This is a genomic window from Deltaproteobacteria bacterium (assembly GCA_016874735.1).
Lineage (GTDB): Bacteria > Bdellovibrionota_B > Oligoflexia > Oligoflexales > CAIYRB01 > CAIYRB01.
In genome coordinates this window covers 1-18,409 of record VGTI01000005.1, presented here as the reverse complement: position 1 = coordinate 18,409, position 18,409 = coordinate 1, and the positions used below count along the sequence as shown (strand labels likewise).

The window sequence follows — 18,409 nt, the reverse complement described above, 5'->3', positions numbered from 1 at the left end:
CGGAAATTCGCTTACGACGCGCCAGACTTCATGGTGCTTATGATGACGCGGATTTGGTTGCCAAGGGCTTGTGACAGAGCTCTCTCGAGCTCGTTGGTGGCACTATCTGGAACACTAAGTCTAACCTCGACCGTTGCTCCCCCGGGTTCCATCTCGCATCGTATCAGGCGGATGCCGCAGCGCAAAAAGGTTTCCGTCCAGATCCGACTACTGATGCGGGACATTGGTAGATGCACACCCAATTCATTTTCAAATGGGATATGCAACACACGGCTAAACTCGGTGAGGAATTGGCTTGGATCGACTAGTCGGATCCGTTCAGGTCCGGACTGCTGGCTTTGGTTTTTTAAAAGGTCGGTAACGAAGCCTAGCCGCTTTTGCAGGCGCAAGATGAAGATCACTAGCACGATGGACGCTACCGCAGCAAAGAAATGGATGACAGCATTCATAAGAGCACCAGAACTAGCGGTAAAAGGATGAGCCACCATGCTTTTGACTCACTACGCTGTGCGCCCACCGTTCCACAGCCAGGCTGTACGCGGTCGTAAACACCGCCCGAGTAGGAGGCCGACTTGCCGTCAAGGGCCGCTGCCGCATTGACAATTCCTGATCCAAGGAGCGGCCAGCGCTGGGGCGAACCTGCCACCAGGGGGTCGTAGTACAGATAGTTGATGCCGTTATTTATGTCTGGATCATAGACGCGCTTGTCGGCGGTAGCGATGATGCTGTTACGAAGGGCATCAACCGACCGGTCGGGATCGTAAGCTAAGACAAGTCCAGCAACACCAGCCACCACAGGTGATGCCATCGAGGTGCCTTTTTTCAGTTTAGTAGTGCCACCCGGAACGGTCGAATCGATGTCGGTGCCGTTATTTCCACCTGGAGCCGACACTTTAACCCAGGGCCCAAAGTTGGAATAAGTGGCCTTCTCATCTTCGGGTCCGGTAGCCGAAACGCCCACAACGCCGGGGTAGGCCGCCGGATATGAGCGCAGCATAGAGTCTTCGTTACTTGCTGCGGCGACGACTAGAATTTGGCTGGCTGACTGACTCAGCACGTTGACCAGGAGTTCTACGGCACGGTTGGAGGTGTATTTACCAAACGACGAGTTGACAACCCTGACCGCGCCGCGACCGGCGTTGCGAAATAGCGCCACATACTGCATCGCGTTGATAATCGATTCGTCAGACGCTGAGCCCTGACCTTCGATGTTCGAAATAATTTTGACCGGTAGTATTTTGCACACGGGACACACGCCACCGACAAAGGTACTAAGACCGAGTGTAGATTTTTCCGCGGTGTTTATTCCCAACTCAGCAGCAATGATGCCCGAAACATGGGTGCCGTGTTCGCAGACCGAAGCGTCGGCTGGATTGGGTCCAGACAGACAATTTTGATTGTATCCGGCCAACCCGTAAGGAATCACCGTACCGACGCCCAAATTGCCACGCGTTGCTTGTGTCGTATCGCAGCCGTGTACGTCATCGACGCAGCCGGAGACGCCTGGTGTTGGATTGGTGAAGATCTTATCCTTGAGCGCCGGGTGCTCGATATCGACACCGCTGTCGAGAACGGCGATGACAGGGGTCTGACTCGGGTTGATGTTAGCGGTCGACAGCTTCGAGAGGGCCTCAGGTAAGTTGATCTTCTCGTGCCACCAAATGCCTGCGCTCTTGTATCGTTCGGCCAACTCTTCGGTGAAAGGATTATCCATAAGGCGGTTAGTGTAGTTGGGTTCAGCAAACCAGATGGCTCCCTCGGCCTCCCATGCCGCGAGCATCGACTGGGCATCCTCGTGAGAGGCAAAATCCACAGCTGTGATTGCTGCCGGCATCTCGGCCAACGAGGACTGATCCCAAGCTAGACGCAGTGGGCTGGGTATCTTGGCTAATCCGGAGGTGATCCCGCGCTTGGCGGGATTAGCAAGGTCTACGGTCGCCAGGTAGCGTAGATCGCGGACCCTCGTGTCGCCCCGAAAGTCGGATGACAAATAACTGTAATGATGGCTATATTCGTCTCTAAACGAGGCAAACTTTAAGAGTGTGGCTCCGACCTGGGAGCGGAACGTCACGATATAGCTGTGGGGCACGACCTGCCCTGATTTGACCTCGGTCGGGGTTGCCATTCTGACAACCGGTGCAGGGGAGGAGTCAGCCTCGTGCCATGGGTCTCTCAATTGGCCGCATGCCGCTAGGCACCAACCCAACGAGACTATGATGCTATGGGTCACAGTATTCATATTGTACGATCATACGATCGGCGTGGAGCAAAAGCGAGTCTAAGCAGTACAGGTCACATGAGGGTGTCGCAATCATGAGCGTAAGCAACGCAAAGAAGCAGATTATCGTGCGCCAACCAGAGGACGCTCCTCGGACGATGTCCTCTGTAGCGTCCATGTTTGCTGAGGCCAAAGCTCTTGGGTTTCGTTCGACTCTGGTTTTGCATGAGGATAGTCCTGAAAATGGGCAAATCCTCGCCCGGAGGCAGCATGACGTAAGGGCTTCACTTCGGACTCTCGATCTGAGTGTCAAAGCTTTGACATCGGGCTACCGATTCGCGGACGAGCTGGCCCAGGCAAAAATTGCCGCGATCCATCGCGCTGTGCAATGTCTTGAGCGAGAAGTTGCATTGCTTAGCGCTGTCCTGCAGGCCGAATAACAGGCTCCTATCCTGTTTTTTTCTGGCTGATGTGAGACAATACTGCTATGCACTTCAGCTCTGCTGGGCGGTCTTGCCCAGTGCTTGTCCTAGATCCGCATGTAGTTGTTATTAGCTAGCAGTCATTGGGTAGTAGTCATTGATCACTCCAGCACCAATTCCCCCTGTATTCGTCGTTTCAGCTCCTTCTGGAACAGGCAAGACCACGCTTAATCGCCGTCTTGTTAAGGAACATCCAGAGGTCGAGCTCTCTGTCAGCTATACGACGCGCGCCAAGCGGCAAGGCGAGATTGAGGGTGTTCATTATCACTTTGTGACGCGCGAGTATTTTCAGGGGTTAATCGACCGTGGTGAGATGCTCGAGTATGCCGAAGTGTTTGGCACCTTGTACGGGACGCCTAAGGATGAGTTGAGACGTCTGGCGCAGGCCGGCAAGAAGGCGCTACTTGAGATTGATGTTCAAGGGTGGAAGCAGGCTAAGGGACTTCTGCCCGGTGCCGTGTCGATCTTCATTTTGCCGCCCTCGGTTGAGACCCTTTGGCAACGCCTCGAGGGCCGTGGCACGGAACCACTTGCCGTGCGTTGGCGCCGTCTCATGGCGGCCAAGGCCGAGATCGAAAGTGGCGGCAACTACGACCACTTTATCGTGAACCACTCCCTCGAGGGTGCCTACAGTGAGCTTCAAGGTATTATAATAAATGGTGAAAAATCAAAGATGAGTGCCGCCAACGGAGCCGCCCTGTGCCAGGACCTGCTCCGTGAATTTGCGACGGCGCCATGGATCGATGCTCTCCGTGCGGAATTAAGTAAGGCGACGTAAGCCGATGCTTTTATTTTGGTAACGAGAACGGTGCAAATGTAGCGACTTAGTGCGGGTTCTAGAGTTAAACTGCAGATACCAGGCGGGATCCAGACAGCATGAACTCAAATAGCCCCAGTGACAGCCCCAGCAAAACCAAAGAACCGGTGAGTTTTGTCGCCGCCGAGCATGATCCCGACGTCATCTATCGCGAGTTGGTCAGTAACCTGCAGTCCTACATGCGGGACGAAAAGCTCGACATTATCCAAAAGGCCTACCAGTTTGCCGCCGCTCATCACCGCGATCAGAAGCGGCGGTCGGGTGAGCCTTACATCACGCATCCCTTAGCTGTTGCGAATATTCTGACTACCTTGCGCATCGATCTTGCCTCGATAGTAGCTGCTATCTTGCATGACACCGTTGAGGATACGGATGCCACGCTTGAGGATATCGAACGCGAGTTTGGGGCCGATGTCAGCAATCTGGTCGATGGTTTGACCAAAATCAGCAAGATCAAGTTTCGCTCGAGTCAGGAGCGTCTGGCGGAAAACTTCCGCAAAATGGTCTTGGCGATGGCACAGGATCTCCGTGTCATTTTGGTCAAGCTAGCTGATCGTCTGCACAACATGCGGACCTTGGATAATCTGCCAGAAGTTAAGCGGCAGCGTATTGCCGAGGAGACCCTTGAGATTTACGCGCCTCTCGCCAATCGCCTTGGCCTTTACGGGCTTAAGAGCGAGATGGAAGATTTGTGTATGCGGGAGCTCAAGTATGACATCTACCGCGAAATCAGCAAAAAGGTCGCGATTAAGAAAGCTGAGCGCGAAGCCTATATTGCTGAAGTTAGGAATATCCTCGCCAATGAGCTTGCTAAATATGGCTTCACCAATTTAGTCGTTTACGGGCGACCTAAGCATTTCTACTCGATTTATAAGAAGATGGCCGACCGAGGTCTTGAGTTTGAGGATATCCACGATCTCTTCGCTTTCCGCATCATTGTCGACAACGTCAAGGACTGCTACGAGGCCCTTGGTGTGGTTCACGCCATGTGGAAGCCGATGCCTGGGCGGTTCAAAGACTATATCGCCATGCCCAAGGCCAACCTCTATCAGTCCTTACACACCACGGTGATCCGACCTAATGGTGAACCGGCCGAGATTCAGATTCGCACGCACGAAATGAATCAAACCTGCGAGCTGGGTGTGGCCGCGCACTGGGTTTACAAGGAGCGTAATGCACCGCCTCAAGGTGCAAACGCTGACCTTAAGAAGTTTTCCTGGCTGCGCCAGATCATGGAATGGCAAAAGGAAATCAAGGACCCTGACGAGTTCCTCGAGGCGGTCAAGGTCGACCTCTTTGAGGAGGAGATTTTTGTTTTCACTCCCAAGGGTGATGTCATTCAGTTGCCCGCCGGGGCAACGGCGCTGGATTTTGCGTTTAATGTGCACACCAAGATCGGCATCACCACCGTCGGCGCCAAGGTTAATGGGCGCATGGTGCCGATCAAAAAGAATTTGAAGAATGGCGATATCGTCGAGATTTTAACGTCGCCACAACAAAAACCGGGTAAAGACTGGCTGAGCTTTGTTACCACCTCGAAGGCTCGTAACAAAATCAGGTCTTATTTACGCTCGGAGCAGCGCGACCGCAGTCGTGCTCTTGGGCGTGAAATGCTTGCGCAGGAGCTGGAGGCGCTAGGCCTTGAATTTGATAAGCTCAAAAGCGCTGATGTTGAGTTGCTCTGCAAGTTTGGCAAGGAGAGCACGCTCGAGGATGTACTGGTCGCTATCGGCTACGGGAAGGTGAACCCTAAGGAGCTCCTGACCCGCGTTTATCCTAGTAAACAGCCGAAGGTCGCCGTCGATAAACTGGAGACGGTCAAGTCATCAGCGAGTGATAAACAAAAAGCTGCCGGTGGCGATAAAAAAGCCGCACCAAATGGCGGTATTTTAGTCCACGGTATCGAGAATGTACTGATCAATTTCGCTCGTTGCTGCCATCCGCTTCCGGGTGAATCCATTGTTGGATTCATCACCCGTGGTCGTGGCGTGACGGTGCATCGCGGTAGCTGTCCGCGGGCCCTTGATTTAGATCCGCAGCGACGCGTTGATGTGCAGTGGGCGAGTGAGGCCGAGTCTAGTCATGGCCAGCACGCAGCTTTTTTGCGCGTGACTGCCAAGGACCGGCAAGGCGTATTGGCCGAAGTAACGAGTGCAATTTCATCTTGCGGAGCCAATATCCAGCGTGCTCAGATACGGGTGACCCCTGACCTCTCCGGTATCCTTGAATTCGAGATGACGCTGCAGAGTCTGACACAGCTGCAGGCCATCATCCGCAAGGTTGAAGCGATACCGTTTGTGCAGAAGGTCGAGCGGATGAGTACGCATCGCATTAACCGCAACTAGGATTTAAACTATGAGCATAGCTACCTTACTACTCGCAGCCACACTCGCGACCGCCCAGGCGGCGGATAAAAAAACGCACAGCCAAGTCGATGCCCGGGCCGAGGTTGCTGGTGACCTGGTGAAATTTTCCTTCAAAGTGAATGTGGCCGACGGACTGCATCTCAATAAAGATGCGCCGTGGTCCCTCAAGTTGCAGCCAGCGGTAGATATCGAGTTTAAGCAAAATAAACTCGGCCGGACTGAGTTGGACGAGGCGCTGCCAGGATTCAGTGTCCAAACCGTGACCAAACCTAAGGCTGCCAAAGGCACTCTGCCTTATACGCTGACGGCTTTTGTCTGCACAGATGACAAGAAGCTTTGCTACCGCGATGTGCTGCAGGGCGAAGTGGCGTGGCAGCGCCCCTGAGGATCCCAGAGGATTGAAGGCACCTCCGGCGACGTTAGGTGCCTGCGAGTGCCTTTTGCAAATCAGCCTCGTTCCAGATGGGGATACCAAGTTTTTTGGCTTTGACCATCTTGCTTGAGGTTGAGTCGGTATCTTCGGTGATGACGGCATGCGTCGCTGACGACACCGAACTACCAACTTTACCGCCGGCCGCCTTGATCGCTTTTTCGATCTCAGCACGAGGGCGACTGAGCGCTCCTGTGATCACCAGCTGCTTGCCCGAGAGTGGGCCGTCACCGGAAAACGTGGCGCCCTCTTCTACGGTGATACCGACCGCGAGCAGCTCGTCAATGAGGGCTGCTTTGGCCTTTAAGCCGTCGACTAATTGAACGGCAGATTTAGCGGCAAAACCTTCGATGGCGGCAATCTGCTCAGCCGTGAGTGCGCGTAGGTTTTTGAGCGTCGGCGCCTCAGCGATTAATTTTTCCCAGGTGGTAACGCCAGCGCCTTCGATACCGAGGCCACTAAGGAACCGCGCCAGAGGTAACTTGCGGCTACGGTCGATGTTGGCGTGTAACTTGGAGGCCATCTTATCTTTAGTTTGTGGAATCTTGAAGAAGTCCTCAAGTTGCAAACGGTAAAGGTCCGGGATGGAGCGGACCAAATCAGCCTGCATCAGGGCGCTTAGGCGCTTTTCGCTCAGGTCGTCGATCTCAGCTACTTTGATCCAGTTGAGGATGCTACCAAGCTGCTGTGCGGGACATCCCTCAGTATTGGGGCAAATCAGCCTCACATCATCAAACAAGAGACCTGCACCACACGAGGGGCAGTGCGTTGGTAGCTGAGGCGCGCCACTGGCGGCTTCGATTATTTGTAGAAACTTGGGGATCACCTCGCCCGAGCGCACAATTTCGATCTGATCTCCGGCTTTGATGCCGAAAGTATTGACATGCGCAGCATTGTGCAAGGTCACATTGGTGATCATGGCGCCACTTAAGGAGACTGGCTCAATCACCGCCACGGGAGTGACAATGCCCAGGCGCGACGTGGCCCATGTGACATCGCTGATGCGACTGACTGCCGTCTCGCCTTGCCACTTGAAGGAGATTTTGTAGCGGGGGTGATGCGCCGTATTACCGAGCGCGTGCTGCTTAGCTAGGTTGTCGTAGCTGAAGACGGCGCCATCGGCCGGGACTTCGCCCTCGTTCATCGCTTCCCGCACCTGCTCAAGATACCTGCTGACAGCGGCCTCGCCCTGGAGGCGCTCAGGCAGCGGCAGCCTAAAGCCATTGTTACCTAGCCATGTCAATTGCTCCATCTCGCTCTTAAGACCGAGATCCTGCTCAATGCCGGAGAGGTTGAAGCCGAAAAAATTGAAGTGTCGCGCGAGCTCACTGTGTGTCTTGCGCCCAAGAAGTCCCGCCACAATATTGCGTGGGCTCGTCGGCCGGTCGAGACCCAGTGCGGTCATCTCCTCGGCCAGACGGATAAAGTTGGTCTCGCTGCAGTAGAGCTCCCCACGTATCTCAACGGTCCCCTTGAGTGGTACCTGAGGGACAACGTCGCTTACCCAGCGCACCTTAACTGTGACATCTTCACCGACCAGACCGTTGCCGCGAGTCTTGGCCTGCGTGAGCGAACCATCCTCGTAGATAAGGCTCATACTCACACCGTCAATTTTGAGCGTACCGACCACCCAATCGGCGTCGGCCCAGCGCAGGAGCTCAGCGACATCGTAGGTCTTTTGCAAGCTCAGCATAGGCTGCGCGTGCTTCACTTTAGGTAGGTCCGACGTTAGCGCGCCACCCACTAAGCTTAGCGCTGGGTGATTTGGCGCTAGCGTGCGCAGCTCGTCTTCGAGGCGGTCGTATGCAGCATCAGCGATCTCCGGCTTACCGGCATAATAGGCTCTTTTGTGGTGGACTATAGACTCAGCAAGCGCAGCGATGCGGTCTGCCGCATAGGGAGAACGTGATGCCATATTTGACCTCTCGATGATCTCAAGATCCGAGCATGATGCATTTAGCTGCGACGGGGAAACAACACATTTTCGACAAATAAGGCCACCGATTGCAAGTACACCGATTGATTGGCCTTCTTGCGGAAGCCGTGCCCCTCGTCCTTGGCCAGCAGGTACCAAGCCTCATGACCATTGTCGCGGACGGCCTTGACGATCTGCTCGGCCTCACTCACGGGAACTCTAGGGTCGTTGAGTCCTTGAATCACGAATAGTGGTTTGACGATCTTAGCGACATTAGTCAGGGGAGATATGCGCTCCAAGTACGCCTCCATTTCTGGATCACGCTCGTCACCGTATTCCACGCGGCGCAGATCTTGACGGTAGGATTTTGTATTTTTTAGAAAACTCAGGAAGTGGCTGATACCAACCACGTCAACACCGCCAGCGAGTCGATCACTGTAGTGGGTGAGACTCGCAAGTGTCATGTAGCCACCGTAGGATCCGCCCATCACCATCACGCGTGAGCTATCGAGGTCCGGCTGCGTGGCAATCCAGTCAAGCAGGGCGCCAATATCGCGCACGGAGTCCTCGCGCAACGTTCCGTTATCAAGAGTTAGGTAGGTCTTGCCGTAGCCAGAAGAGCCACGCACGTTTGGAGCGATCACCGCAACGCCAAGGTCACTGGCGAAGTATTGAATATTGGCGGAAAATCCAGGTCTAAACTGGGCCTCTGGGCCCCCATGGATATTGATGATGACAGGTAATTTGCCAGTCCGCTTTAGGTCACGGTAGAGAAATGCTGGGATCAGACGACGCTTACCGGCGATTTCATCAAAAGTAGGGAAGTGGATAAGCGATGGCTCCACTAAACGACTCGCGTCTAGTCCACCCATTTCACTCTGCGTCCAAGCAGCCAACTTTTTGTGCTTTAGATCGAGCACATAGGCATCGCTAGACGACTTGGCGCTGCCGTAGGTCAGGGCGAGGAGTTCTGGCTTTTTCGGGTGGAACTCGAGGCCGTGGATTTGTCCAAACGGTAGCTCGGCCACCTCACGATGACGCCGCGACTTCGTGTCTAGGAGGTAAAGTTTGCTATAGCCGTCGGCATTGACGAGAAATGCGAGATTTTTACCATCGCCCGAGAGTCGCACACTCTCCACATCCCAGGGGATAGCAGCGGTTAGTGGCTTGGCTTTGAAACTAGCTACATCGATCTCATAGAGCGATTGAAATTCGCCCGTGCCGTCATGAGTGACAAAAATCCGGCTGTCGTCACGGGCAAAAGTGGCTGCGCCAAAGGCGACTTTTGGTCCTGCAGTTATCTCTCTAAACTGCTTTGTTTTTACATCAACCAGATAAAGCTGCGATTCATTGGCCGAGATCTCCTTGAGGGCCAATAGTTTGTCGCCACTCCAGCTAAACTCAAGTGGCACCCAGTTGCCGCCCTCTTGCAAGATCAGCTCAGCCTTGGCGTCGTCGCGCATGAGATCCTGGACGTAAACATCGACGTCGCGACCGTTGCGTTGATTGCTGGCGAAAGCGATGCGGCGACCCTGGTGATCCCAGTGTGCCGCTTGATGGCGTGATTTGCCGTCACTGAGTAGGCGCGTTTGGCCCGATCTCAAATCGAGCAAATGGATCTGCAGATTTTCATTGCCGCCACTATCACGTAAAAAGAGGATCAGAGGCCTCTCTGGGTGAACTTCAGCCCCGGCAACGGGTTCGTTGAAAAAGGTCAACTGACGCCGATAAAATAGCGGCGCCTGGACGCTATGCAGCTGCGAGGTCTCACCAAATCTAGTCGAGACAACGAGTCCTTCGCTTGCCGGTAACCAGCCGACCACGCCAGCTGCACGGACGTTCTCATACTGGGCTAAACGCTCCTTTAGAGATTCCGGTATCTCTGGGATCTCTTCCATCACCAGATTGCCGCTCTCGCGACGCTGAACCGCATCGGTGGCGGCGGGAGCAACCGCGGCGGCGCTTAGACACATCGCGATACATGAGGCAAGCCTGCCCAGTACAGTAAAAGGCGCTACGAAAAGTGTCACAAGGCACTCCGATTTTGGTGATCAGGTAAGGCGGTCTCGCCTCATGGCGCCGCCTTGGGAGTGTCGTTTTTTATCGTATTACTCCTATTTTTTCCAGGCTTAACCACTCACGGTAGGTAGGCCTTTAGCCTGCCATTCGTTCATGCCACCTGTGACGTTGTATACCGCCTCAAATCCGCTACTCGCGAGCATTTGCGCTGCGTACATGGACCGCGAGCCTGATCTGCAGAGCAGGTACACGGGTGATTTGCGATCGATTAATTTTGCGACGGCAGTGGGAGTAAATGAGCTCAGCGGCATGTTGCGAGCGATCGTGGAGCTCAGCGCGGCGAACTCCTCTGGCTCCCGCACATCGATCACGCCGATGGCCCCTGATTCTTGCTGGAGTCGGTAAAGTTCCGTGGGTGTGATGTTTTTGACTGCCATTGTTTGAGTCTCCTTTTGGTTCAGCCTACAGCCACTAACATTCCAAAAGCTGTGCCAGTCCGGCTCTCTGGAACTTGGCTATTCATGATTGATAGTTAGCAAAAGAAACGTGCGGGGAGTGGTATCCAGACGCCTATGTTGGTATCGAAATGATGATACAATGTTAATACATATTGAAACAATGCCTGGGCGGTCAGGCGCAGTCTCGGCAAAATTTCGCCGTAGTCACTGGAGGTTGACGTTCAGTAAGGGCTGGCACGGATTGTGGTTGGATGTACGTAGGACTTGGTGTGGGGTCTGAAGGCTTAGGGCCAAAGGAAAATGGGGGGCACCATGGAAATCAAGGCATTTTACGATCCGACTACATTCACCCTAACTTATGTGGTGTTTGATCCTGCAACGAGGGACGCGGTCATTATCGACCCCGTATTGGATTACGATCCGGCGTCAGTATCCACGTCAACTGCCTCACTGGAAAAACTGTACGCGTTTATTGATGCGCATCAGTTGCGTGTTCATTACATACTGGAAACCCATGCTCACGCCGATCATTTGTCTGGGGCCCTTGAGCTTAAGAATCGCTACGTCAACGATGCGAAGATAGCTATTGGCGAGCGTATCACGAGGGTACAAAAAACTTTCAAATCCGTTTTTAACTTCCCTGAGTCATTTCATGCGGACGGAAGTCAGTTTGACCGCCTCTGGAAGGATGGCGAGACTGTAAGAGCAGGTTCTCTTGCATTTCTCGTATTATTCACACCAGGTCATACACCGGCTTGTGTTAGTTACCTATGCGGCGACGCTGTGTTTACAGGTGATGCCCTCTTTATGCCTGACTACGGTACAGGACGATGTGATTTCCCCAATGGTGACTCCAAAGCTCTGTTCCACTCCATAACAGAACGACTTTACAAACTCCCCGAGTCGACGCGTGTATTCGTCGGCCATGACTATCAGCCCAATGGGCGAGAGTTGGCTTATGAGACTACTATTGGAGCCTCTAAAAACACCAATGTCCAGCTCAGGGCAACAACAACGGAATCTGAATTTGTCGCGTTCCGAGATAAGAGGGATGCGACTCTCGCGGCTCCTAGGCTTCTCTTCCCAAGTGTGCAGGTAAACATTGCCGCAGGTAAATTTCCAGAGCCAGAATCGAACGGAACGGTATACTTGAAGCTACCCGTTAAAAAAGCAAAGTGAGGATTCCGCATGATGCAGCAAAAATTTAAGGTCCTCATTCTAGGCGGCGGCACTGGTGGCATTGCGGTAGCGGCGCGCTTAATGCGTGACGGGCTAGGTGGTCACATTGCAATCATCGACCCAAGTGAGTTTCATGATTACCAGCCTTACTGGACTTTAGCTGGCGTTGGCCTCGTATCAAAAAATTCAAGTCGTCGTTCCATGACCTCCGTCGTTCCGCCTGGAGTCACATGGATCAAGGCCTCCGTTAAGTCCATCGACCCCGATAACCGTGAGGTTGTATCTGCCGATGGTCAGAGGTTTAGCTACGATATCCTCGTGGTTGCTCTCGGTCTTACACTAAACTACGATCATATGGCCGGTGCTCAGGAGTCTTTGGGGAAACAGGGAGTGATCTCCGTTTACCAATTTGATCAGTTAGATGCAGCTAGAGAGGCGATCGAGAACTTTAGCGGTGGCACGGCGATCTTCACAATGCCACCGGTACCTATCAAATGCGCTGGAGCCCCACAAAAGGTCATGTATCTCGCGGATGATATTTGGCGGCGTCGAGGTGTGCGGGCGAAATCACGCATTATTTTTGCTAGTGCCGGTGCAGCAATCTTTGGCATTCCGGAGTTTGCAGCCTCACTAAGTAAAGTCATCGCGCGCAAAGAGATTGAAACTTGGTTCCAGACTAAACTGGTTGGCGTGAGAGCCAGTGATCAGGTGGCGGTTTTTGAACGAGTCACCAATGGCGAGGTTATTAAAGAAGAGGTCAAGTTTGACCTGTTACACGTTGTGCCGCCCATGAGCGCTCCGCGCGTTATCAAGGATTCGCCGCTGGCTTCTGACGAAGATGCACAACGTGGCTGGCTAGCTGTTGATAAGCATACCTTGCAGCATCTGAAGTTCCCCAACGTCTTTGGTGTCGGTGATGTTACAGGAGTGCCAAACAGTAAGACGGGTGCCGCCATTAGGAAGCAGGCACCCGTTGTGGCAGCCAATATAGCGAAGCACCTGGCCGGCCAGAGCGACTTCCTACGCTATGACGGATATTCGTCATGTCCTTTGATTACAGATATCGGCAAGGTGATACTGGCCGAGTTCGGTTATGACGGTAAGTTGATGCCATCATTTCCACTGGACCCTACAAAAGAGCGCCGCCTTTACTGGCATCTTAAGAAGGATCTGCTCCCGACTCTATACTGGCAGGGCATGATGAAGGGACGGATGTAATGGCAAAATTACACAAGCGTCCAAAGATCCAGCCTACCGTATTCCATGGCATGGTCACTGTATCTGAGAACATGATCGCATTTGTAAAGCTCTTAGAGCGCGCGGCCAAATGCGAGGCTAACATTCTCATTCGCGGTGAATCGGGTACGGGTAAGGAGCTCGTGGCACGCGCTATCCATGATCTGAGTCCGCGGTCGAAAGGACCTTTCCAGGCTCTCAATTGTGCCACGCTGACGGCAGAGCTGATGCTCTCAGAGCTTTTTGGTCATGTTAAGGGGGCGTTCACTGGCGCTCATGCAGATAAAAAAGGTGTCTTTGAAATTGCTCATCATGGCACGCTATTCTTAGATGAGATTGCCGAACTGCCCCGTGACCTGCAGCCACGTCTGTTGCGCGTATTGCAAGAGCGTCAGTTTTCACCAGTTGGATCTTTTAAATTGATCAATGCCAACACGAGATTAGTCTCCGCCACTCATAGGTCTCTGCGCAAGATGGTGGACGACGGAGAGTTTCGTGCTGATTTAATGTACCGGGTCCGTGTAGTGCCACTGTTTCTCCCGAGATTGGCGGCACGAGGTCGGGATATAGAGGTGCTGACTTGGTTATTCATAGATGAGTTTAATCGTCACCGGCAACGCATCATCACCGCCATTGATGACGATGCGATGGCTGCGCTGCTGAAATATTCATGGCCAGGTAATATTCGGGAATTACGTAATAATATCGAGTATGCGTCGGTAATGGGTGAGGGTGAAATCCTGCGGTTAAGCGAGTTGACGCCTGAGGTGCAGGGAGCCCCAAGTCCTCAGCATGAGGCTCAAACCGGCCTCAGCGTTAAACAGCAGGAAATTAATCTGATCTTGGAAGCGTTGAGAGCGACAGGCTTTCACAAAGGTGAGGCGGCTAAAAAACTAGGCTATAGCCGCGCAAAACTTTGGCGCAAGATTCGAGAATACGCGATCCAGTGACCCATAGTATGTTGGGCTTGTATATCAATGGGTTCGTGTATGATTGGTTTTGTGTACGATTGGGTGAGCGGAGGTGCTTATGAATGCGATCGACGCTAGGTCCGGAGCTCTGGGTGCACACATCGTCAAGGCGGTGCGCGCCCTCTATGAGGTTCACCCCTATCCGCATTATCCTCTCTTTGCCAAACCGCGCTGGCAAGATGGATACCTGACACATTCGCATTTTGCTGCACGTTTAGCCGGGGACCTGCTCGGGGGAGCTGCGGGAGTTGATCCCGCGCAGTTTAGCTTGCCGGCGACCAATGTCCTGATCGGTGGAGGCGGCGAAATCCTGCCCTATATCATGCGGAAATGGGAGTCACAGGATCACCGGATCGTGACCGTAGATCTATCGGCATCCAGTTTGAGACGAGCCCGGTGGCGGTGCAAATGGTATCCCCGCTCCATCCGTTTTGAACATGGCGACCTAGATCAGTATCTAAAGCGCTGCAGTCAGCCCTGCAGTGCGGAGGCCTTTAGTCATATCGATGTATACGGCGTGCTCCATCACATGGCTAATCCCAGTGAGACCCTGAAGCTGCTCGGTGAGTCGCTACTGCCGGGTGGCACGGTGCGGTTAATGGTCTACAACACTGCGGCGCGATCTTGGATTCACGAATTGCAACGTGTGTTTCAGCTGCTAGGCATCGATCCCGCTTCAAACGCGGATATCGCTTTTGCCCTGCACATACTCAGATTGGCGGCAGCTAAGCTGCCTGCAGTAGCAGATAGGCTAGGCCAAATGGGTATGGGCACGATGAGTAACCGCGCGCGTTTTGCCGATACTTTTTTGCATCCGCGCGAGGCGCGTCTTCCTATCGCTACGTGGTATCAGGCTATTGCGCGCGCTGGACTTGAGGTCGTTGGTCTTTTTGATCGTTACGCCGAGCTCGATGATCTCGCTAATCCGCTATGGCACCCACCTACAACGGAGGAGCTTGAGGCGCGTCTTGCGGATCGACGGTTTGAGAATAATTTGGAGCTCTTTCTTGTGCGGCGGCGCGATGAAGGTGCGGGGACCAGCGCGATCAAGAGGCCTAGGCCCAAGAGTTGGCTATGGCCTTATATGCTGAAAGCGCCTCCATCGCAGTGGTTCAGCTACCGGGAGACGAGCGAGATCCCGCTGCCGCTGCGTCTTACTATCTGGCATGCCCACTTGCGGTGGGTGATGCATGGCTCTACCGAGGGTGTATCTGCGATGTTGTCGAGGCTCAGCGGTACAGCTCTGCAACGATTGGTCCGCATCGGTGCCATACTACCCGGTCAGATTAGCGACCCCGGACGCAAGGCTAGCCTTGCTACTGCTTTAGTGTCAGCGATGCCGATACCTGATGCGCGTCCCTTAGCTCAGATTCATGATGCGGCCCTAGAACGGCTCATTTATGAGCGGCTGCAACATCGAGGGTGTGACCCAAATCGCTACGGTCCAGTGATTTGGGAGCGGCTGCATCGGGCGCAGAGGTGAATGTTGCAGATGGTAGATCGCAAACCGCTTGGATCGTGCTAATTAACGGGGAACGCCACGACTTCAAGGTTGGGGCGTGAATATGCCTGTGCGCCATCGATGAAGCATACACTTGAAGTTGAGCCGGCCGGTTGGCTGCGTCCTTGTATCTTGATCGTATAAGTGCCAGCAGCTTGTGGTCTGATCCAAAGTGTACGGGACACAGAATTCCAATGACTGCCAGTCGTGCCCATTTGAATGATGTTGCCGTAGGTGCCATGCCCTTGATTGATTCCATCAAGAACAAAGGCTATGTTGCAGAGGACGCTGTCCTGGCTAGCTTGCATCGATGCATCGAATTGGAAGCGCACGTCAGCTTTAGCAGGCAAGGTGTAAGTTATCGATACACCGAGGTCAATCCATGAAGTGGTAGCAAACGAAACTGAAGTCGTACCAGTCGCTATCCAGTGCCAGGGGAAAGCGTGGCCTTTGGCGTATATGGGGCCATCTACATCGAGTTTAGCGACGGGATCTCCTGATCCGATACCGACGGCACCATTCGAAGCAACAAAAATTCTATCGAGCACTGCTCCGTTGCTCCTGTCCAGAGTTCCGAGGGTGACGAAACCGCCGCCACCATTTGCATTATCGTGTCCCCACGTCAGAGACGCCCGCGAAACACCGTTGGCCGCAAGATCGATCCAGCTTCCGTTGCCAGCGGTAGCATCGGATGCATTAAAGTTTGCGACAGGATAGTCCCAGTACCCCGGAACTGCGACTTGTAATTTGCCGAGTGGTGATGTCGTTCCGATCCCGACGTTACCATTTGAATTGATGGCCATGCGAATCGCGCCGGCAGTATCATCTTGGATGGCGTAGTTACTGCTCGTGTCACCCCGTACCCCTGCACGCCACTGCCGCGTGGCGTTCTGTGAAATGTACCCTAAGTTTGCGGTAGCGCCAGAGTTATAGATATGCATCAAATCGCCTGGAGCAGTCGTTCCGACACCAACCAATCCTCCTGTAGTGATGGTCATCCGTGTATTAGTGCCGAGCGAGCTCCAAGAATTTGCAATTTTATACTTCTGACTATCAGCGTTATCCAAACCAGCAGACCATCCGGCAACACCAGCAACATCGTAAGACACGAATGGGCTACCGGCAGAGGATCCAGCCACTCTGGCAGCCAGTATAGCGTTGTTATTAGCTGAGTTGGTTGGGTTATAGACGTAGAGACCGTTGTTATTAGGCGCCGTGTTGCCGGTGGCCTTGATCTCCATCGGTGCGCCTGGCGCGGTGGTACCAATCCCAACATTCCCGTTACCAAGGATCGTCATCTTGGTCGAAGGTGAGGAATCCGTCGCACCAGTCGAACCACCGGTTGCTGTTTTAAACTCAATTTTCGAAGTACCCGTACCCGTGGCTACACCAGAGGCTAGTGTCAAAGTGCCACCGTTATAGTTGCTACCGCCACTGATGGCGCCGCCAGCTTGCAAAGTGAGGCCACCACCAGTTGTGCCAGCACCTGTGTTTCTATCAACCTGGATGGTTCTTGCGAGACTACCACCAAAGCTCAGATCGGCTGCTGGTGTTGAAGTGCCGAGGCCTAGTTTGCCCGAGGCTAAATACGAGTCGCTGCCAGTTGTCGCCCAGTTGCCGCTGCCACCACTTGGCCAGGAGGTGATGCAGTTGGCGCCGTTTAGGCAGATAGAGCCAGCGACGTCCAGTTTACCGGCTGGGGAGGTGGTGCCGATACCGATGTTGCCGCTCGATGTGATACGCATGCGCTCTGACCAGTTGTTAGTAGTCGATCCCGCCGTAAACACAATATCGGTGGGAATCGAACCAGTCGCAACATTGCCTGATACCCTAGATAAGACCGCGGCCGTATTGAGATATCCAGAGCCGTCGTGTCCACCGAGCACTAGACCGCCCAAAAAATCCCCGTCTGCCACAGCTGTCGGGGCTGCGGAGTTACCTCGCGCTTTGTAGGCACTGACCCCCCCACCAAGATTGTTGTTCCCAGGAAAGTAGAAATTCGCTATGCCGCGCTCCGGCATAGTTGCAGTTCCTGAAGAAACGATGTGGAGCGGAGCGACCGGAGCCGTCGTCCCAATCCCGACATTTCCACTTCCGAGTATCGTCATCTTCGTCGTCGGAGCTGCATCGCTCACTCCGCTCGCACCGGCACTAGCTGTTTTGAATTCAATTGATGAAGTCCCGGTACCCGTAGCCACACCAGATGCGAGCGTCAAGTTGCCACCGTTGTAATTACTGCCGCCGCTGACGGCACCACCGGCTTGCACTGTTAAACTGCCGCCGTTGGTACCTGCTCCGGTATTGCGATCGACTTGTATAGTTCGTGCAAGCGTTCCACCAAAGCTCAAATCTGCGTCGGGAGTAGCAGTGCCAACGCCCAATTTACCGGATGCGACGTATGAATCACTTCCTGACGTCGCCCAGTAACCGCCGGCGTTAGGCCACGACGTGATGCAGTTAGTGCCGTTAAGGCAGATAGAGCCTGCGACATCAAGATTGCCGGCAGGGTTTTGTGTACCAATCCCGACGTTGCCACTCACTGCGAGGCCATTAGCTGGACCTGCGGTCGCGGCTGAATAGCCAATTGCAGCATTACCGTTCACCTGAAGTTTGGATCCAGGCGACGTTGTTGCGATCCCAACATTGCCACCATCGTAAACAAAACTCGCGCTACCAGAAAGCAAACCAGAGCTGTTGTACTGTATCTGGTTGCTAGACCCCGCAGCCGTCGCATCCGGCGTTGCCCATGTGCCGTCGCCGCGCAAAAACTTCACGTTGTCTGTCGCGGCCGGTCCAGGGACCGCTCCCTTACTGCCA

The 18,409-nt window shown here is 53.8% G+C and carries 13 protein-coding genes; 8 read left to right on the top strand and 5 right to left on the bottom strand.

What is annotated here, in order from left to right; translation table 11 throughout:
* Positions 1–11 precede the first annotated feature (11 nt).
* Both FJ146_04835 and FJ146_04830 read right to left on the bottom strand, forming a co-directional pair.
* On the bottom strand, positions 12–449 hold the full coding sequence (locus FJ146_04835) for a hypothetical protein (protein ID MBM4251272.1): 438 nt from the start codon (positions 447–449) through the stop codon (positions 12–14).
* Positions 446–2,239, bottom strand: coding sequence for a hypothetical protein (locus FJ146_04830; GenBank protein ID MBM4251271.1), 1,794 nt, complete (start codon positions 2,237–2,239; stop codon positions 446–448). The genes FJ146_04835 and FJ146_04830 overlap by 4 nt, the downstream gene beginning before the upstream one ends.
* Positions 2,240–2,313: 74 nt before the next feature.
* Here FJ146_04830 and FJ146_04825 point away from each other — a divergent pair, with 74 nt between their 5' ends.
* From FJ146_04825 to FJ146_04810, 4 genes are all read left to right on the top strand, one after another.
* On the top strand, positions 2,314–2,658 hold the full coding sequence (locus FJ146_04825; protein MBM4251270.1) for a hypothetical protein: 345 nt from the start codon (positions 2,314–2,316) through the stop codon (positions 2,656–2,658).
* A 139-nt stretch (positions 2,659–2,797) separates the two neighbouring features.
* Positions 2,798–3,478 carry a guanylate kinase gene (locus FJ146_04820; GenBank protein MBM4251269.1) on the top strand — a complete coding sequence of 227 codons (681 nt, stop codon included), beginning with the start codon at positions 2,798–2,800 and terminating at the stop codon, positions 3,476–3,478.
* 98 nt (positions 3,479–3,576) lie between these two features.
* Complete coding sequence (locus FJ146_04815; GenBank protein ID MBM4251268.1) at positions 3,577–5,862, top strand: bifunctional (p)ppGpp synthetase/guanosine-3',5'-bis(diphosphate) 3'-pyrophosphohydrolase; 2,286 nt, start codon at positions 3,577–3,579, stop codon at positions 5,860–5,862.
* 10 nt (positions 5,863–5,872) lie between these two features.
* Positions 5,873–6,268 (top strand): hypothetical protein, encoded by a 396-nt coding sequence (locus FJ146_04810; protein ID MBM4251267.1) that lies wholly within the window; start codon positions 5,873–5,875, stop codon positions 6,266–6,268.
* A gap of 34 nt (positions 6,269–6,302) precedes the next feature.
* On the opposite strand, the gene ligA is transcribed toward FJ146_04810, so the two are convergent.
* The 3 genes from ligA to FJ146_04795 all read right to left on the bottom strand — a co-directional run bounded on the left by ligA (position 6,303) and on the right by FJ146_04795 (position 10,684).
* The gene (gene ligA / locus FJ146_04805) at positions 6,303–8,228 is read right to left on the bottom strand and encodes a DNA ligase (NAD(+)) LigA (GenBank protein ID MBM4251266.1); all 1,926 of its coding nucleotides are present in this window, start codon (positions 8,226–8,228) and stop codon (positions 6,303–6,305) included.
* A 41-nt stretch (positions 8,229–8,269) separates the two neighbouring features.
* Positions 8,270–10,126 carry a S9 family peptidase gene (locus FJ146_04800; protein ID MBM4251265.1) on the bottom strand — a complete coding sequence of 619 codons (1,857 nt, stop codon included), beginning with the start codon at positions 10,124–10,126 and terminating at the stop codon, positions 8,270–8,272.
* 231 nt (positions 10,127–10,357) lie between these two features.
* The gene (locus tag FJ146_04795; protein ID MBM4251264.1) at positions 10,358–10,684 is read right to left on the bottom strand and encodes a rhodanese-like domain-containing protein; all 327 of its coding nucleotides are present in this window, start codon (positions 10,682–10,684) and stop codon (positions 10,358–10,360) included.
* Between the two features lie 333 nt (positions 10,685–11,017).
* On the opposite strand from FJ146_04795, the gene FJ146_04790 reads away from it, so the two are divergent.
* The 4 genes from FJ146_04790 (at position 11,018) to FJ146_04775 (ending at position 15,574) form a co-directional block, all read left to right on the top strand.
* Positions 11,018–11,884: an MBL fold metallo-hydrolase gene (locus FJ146_04790; protein ID MBM4251263.1), complete on the top strand. Its 867-nt coding sequence runs from the start codon at positions 11,018–11,020 to the stop codon at positions 11,882–11,884.
* 9 nt (positions 11,885–11,893) lie between these two features.
* The gene (locus FJ146_04785; GenBank protein MBM4251262.1) at positions 11,894–13,102 is read left to right on the top strand and encodes an NAD(P)/FAD-dependent oxidoreductase; all 1,209 of its coding nucleotides are present in this window, start codon (positions 11,894–11,896) and stop codon (positions 13,100–13,102) included.
* Complete coding sequence (locus FJ146_04780; GenBank protein ID MBM4251261.1) at positions 13,102–14,070, top strand: AAA family ATPase; 969 nt, start codon at positions 13,102–13,104, stop codon at positions 14,068–14,070. The genes FJ146_04785 and FJ146_04780 overlap by 1 nt, the downstream gene beginning before the upstream one ends.
* Positions 14,071–14,149: 79 nt before the next feature.
* Positions 14,150–15,574 carry a class I SAM-dependent methyltransferase gene (locus FJ146_04775; GenBank protein ID MBM4251260.1) on the top strand — a complete coding sequence of 475 codons (1,425 nt, stop codon included), beginning with the start codon at positions 14,150–14,152 and terminating at the stop codon, positions 15,572–15,574.
* Positions 15,575–18,409 lie beyond the last annotated feature (2,835 nt).

What these genes read in the sequence shown, in the direction of transcription:
- FJ146_04795 (MBM4251264.1), bottom strand. Translation starts at nt 10,684, where the DNA reads ATGGCAGTCAAAAACATCACACCCACGGAACTTTACCGACTCCAGCAA.
- FJ146_04785 (MBM4251262.1), top strand. Translation starts at nt 11,894, where the DNA reads ATGATGCAGCAAAAATTTAAGGTCCTCATTCTAGGCGGCGGCACTGGT.
- FJ146_04810 (MBM4251267.1), top strand. Translation starts at nt 5,873, where the DNA reads ATGAGCATAGCTACCTTACTACTCGCAGCCACACTCGCGACCGCCCAG.
- FJ146_04825 (MBM4251270.1), top strand. Translation starts at nt 2,314, where the DNA reads ATGAGCGTAAGCAACGCAAAGAAGCAGATTATCGTGCGCCAACCAGAG.
- FJ146_04830 (MBM4251271.1), bottom strand. Translation starts at nt 2,239, where the DNA reads ATGAATACTGTGACCCATAGCATCATAGTCTCGTTGGGTTGGTGCCTA.
- FJ146_04835 (MBM4251272.1), bottom strand. Translation starts at nt 449, where the DNA reads ATGAATGCTGTCATCCATTTCTTTGCTGCGGTAGCGTCCATCGTGCTA.
- FJ146_04815 (MBM4251268.1), top strand. Translation starts at nt 3,577, where the DNA reads ATGAACTCAAATAGCCCCAGTGACAGCCCCAGCAAAACCAAAGAACCG.
- ligA (MBM4251266.1), bottom strand. Translation starts at nt 8,228, where the DNA reads ATGGCATCACGTTCTCCCTATGCGGCAGACCGCATCGCTGCGCTTGCT.
- FJ146_04775 (MBM4251260.1), top strand. Translation starts at nt 14,150, where the DNA reads ATGAATGCGATCGACGCTAGGTCCGGAGCTCTGGGTGCACACATCGTC.
- FJ146_04790 (MBM4251263.1), top strand. Translation starts at nt 11,018, where the DNA reads ATGGAAATCAAGGCATTTTACGATCCGACTACATTCACCCTAACTTAT.
- FJ146_04780 (MBM4251261.1), top strand. Translation starts at nt 13,102, where the DNA reads ATGGCAAAATTACACAAGCGTCCAAAGATCCAGCCTACCGTATTCCAT.
- FJ146_04800 (MBM4251265.1), bottom strand. Translation starts at nt 10,126, where the DNA reads ATGGAAGAGATCCCAGAGATACCGGAATCTCTAAAGGAGCGTTTAGCC.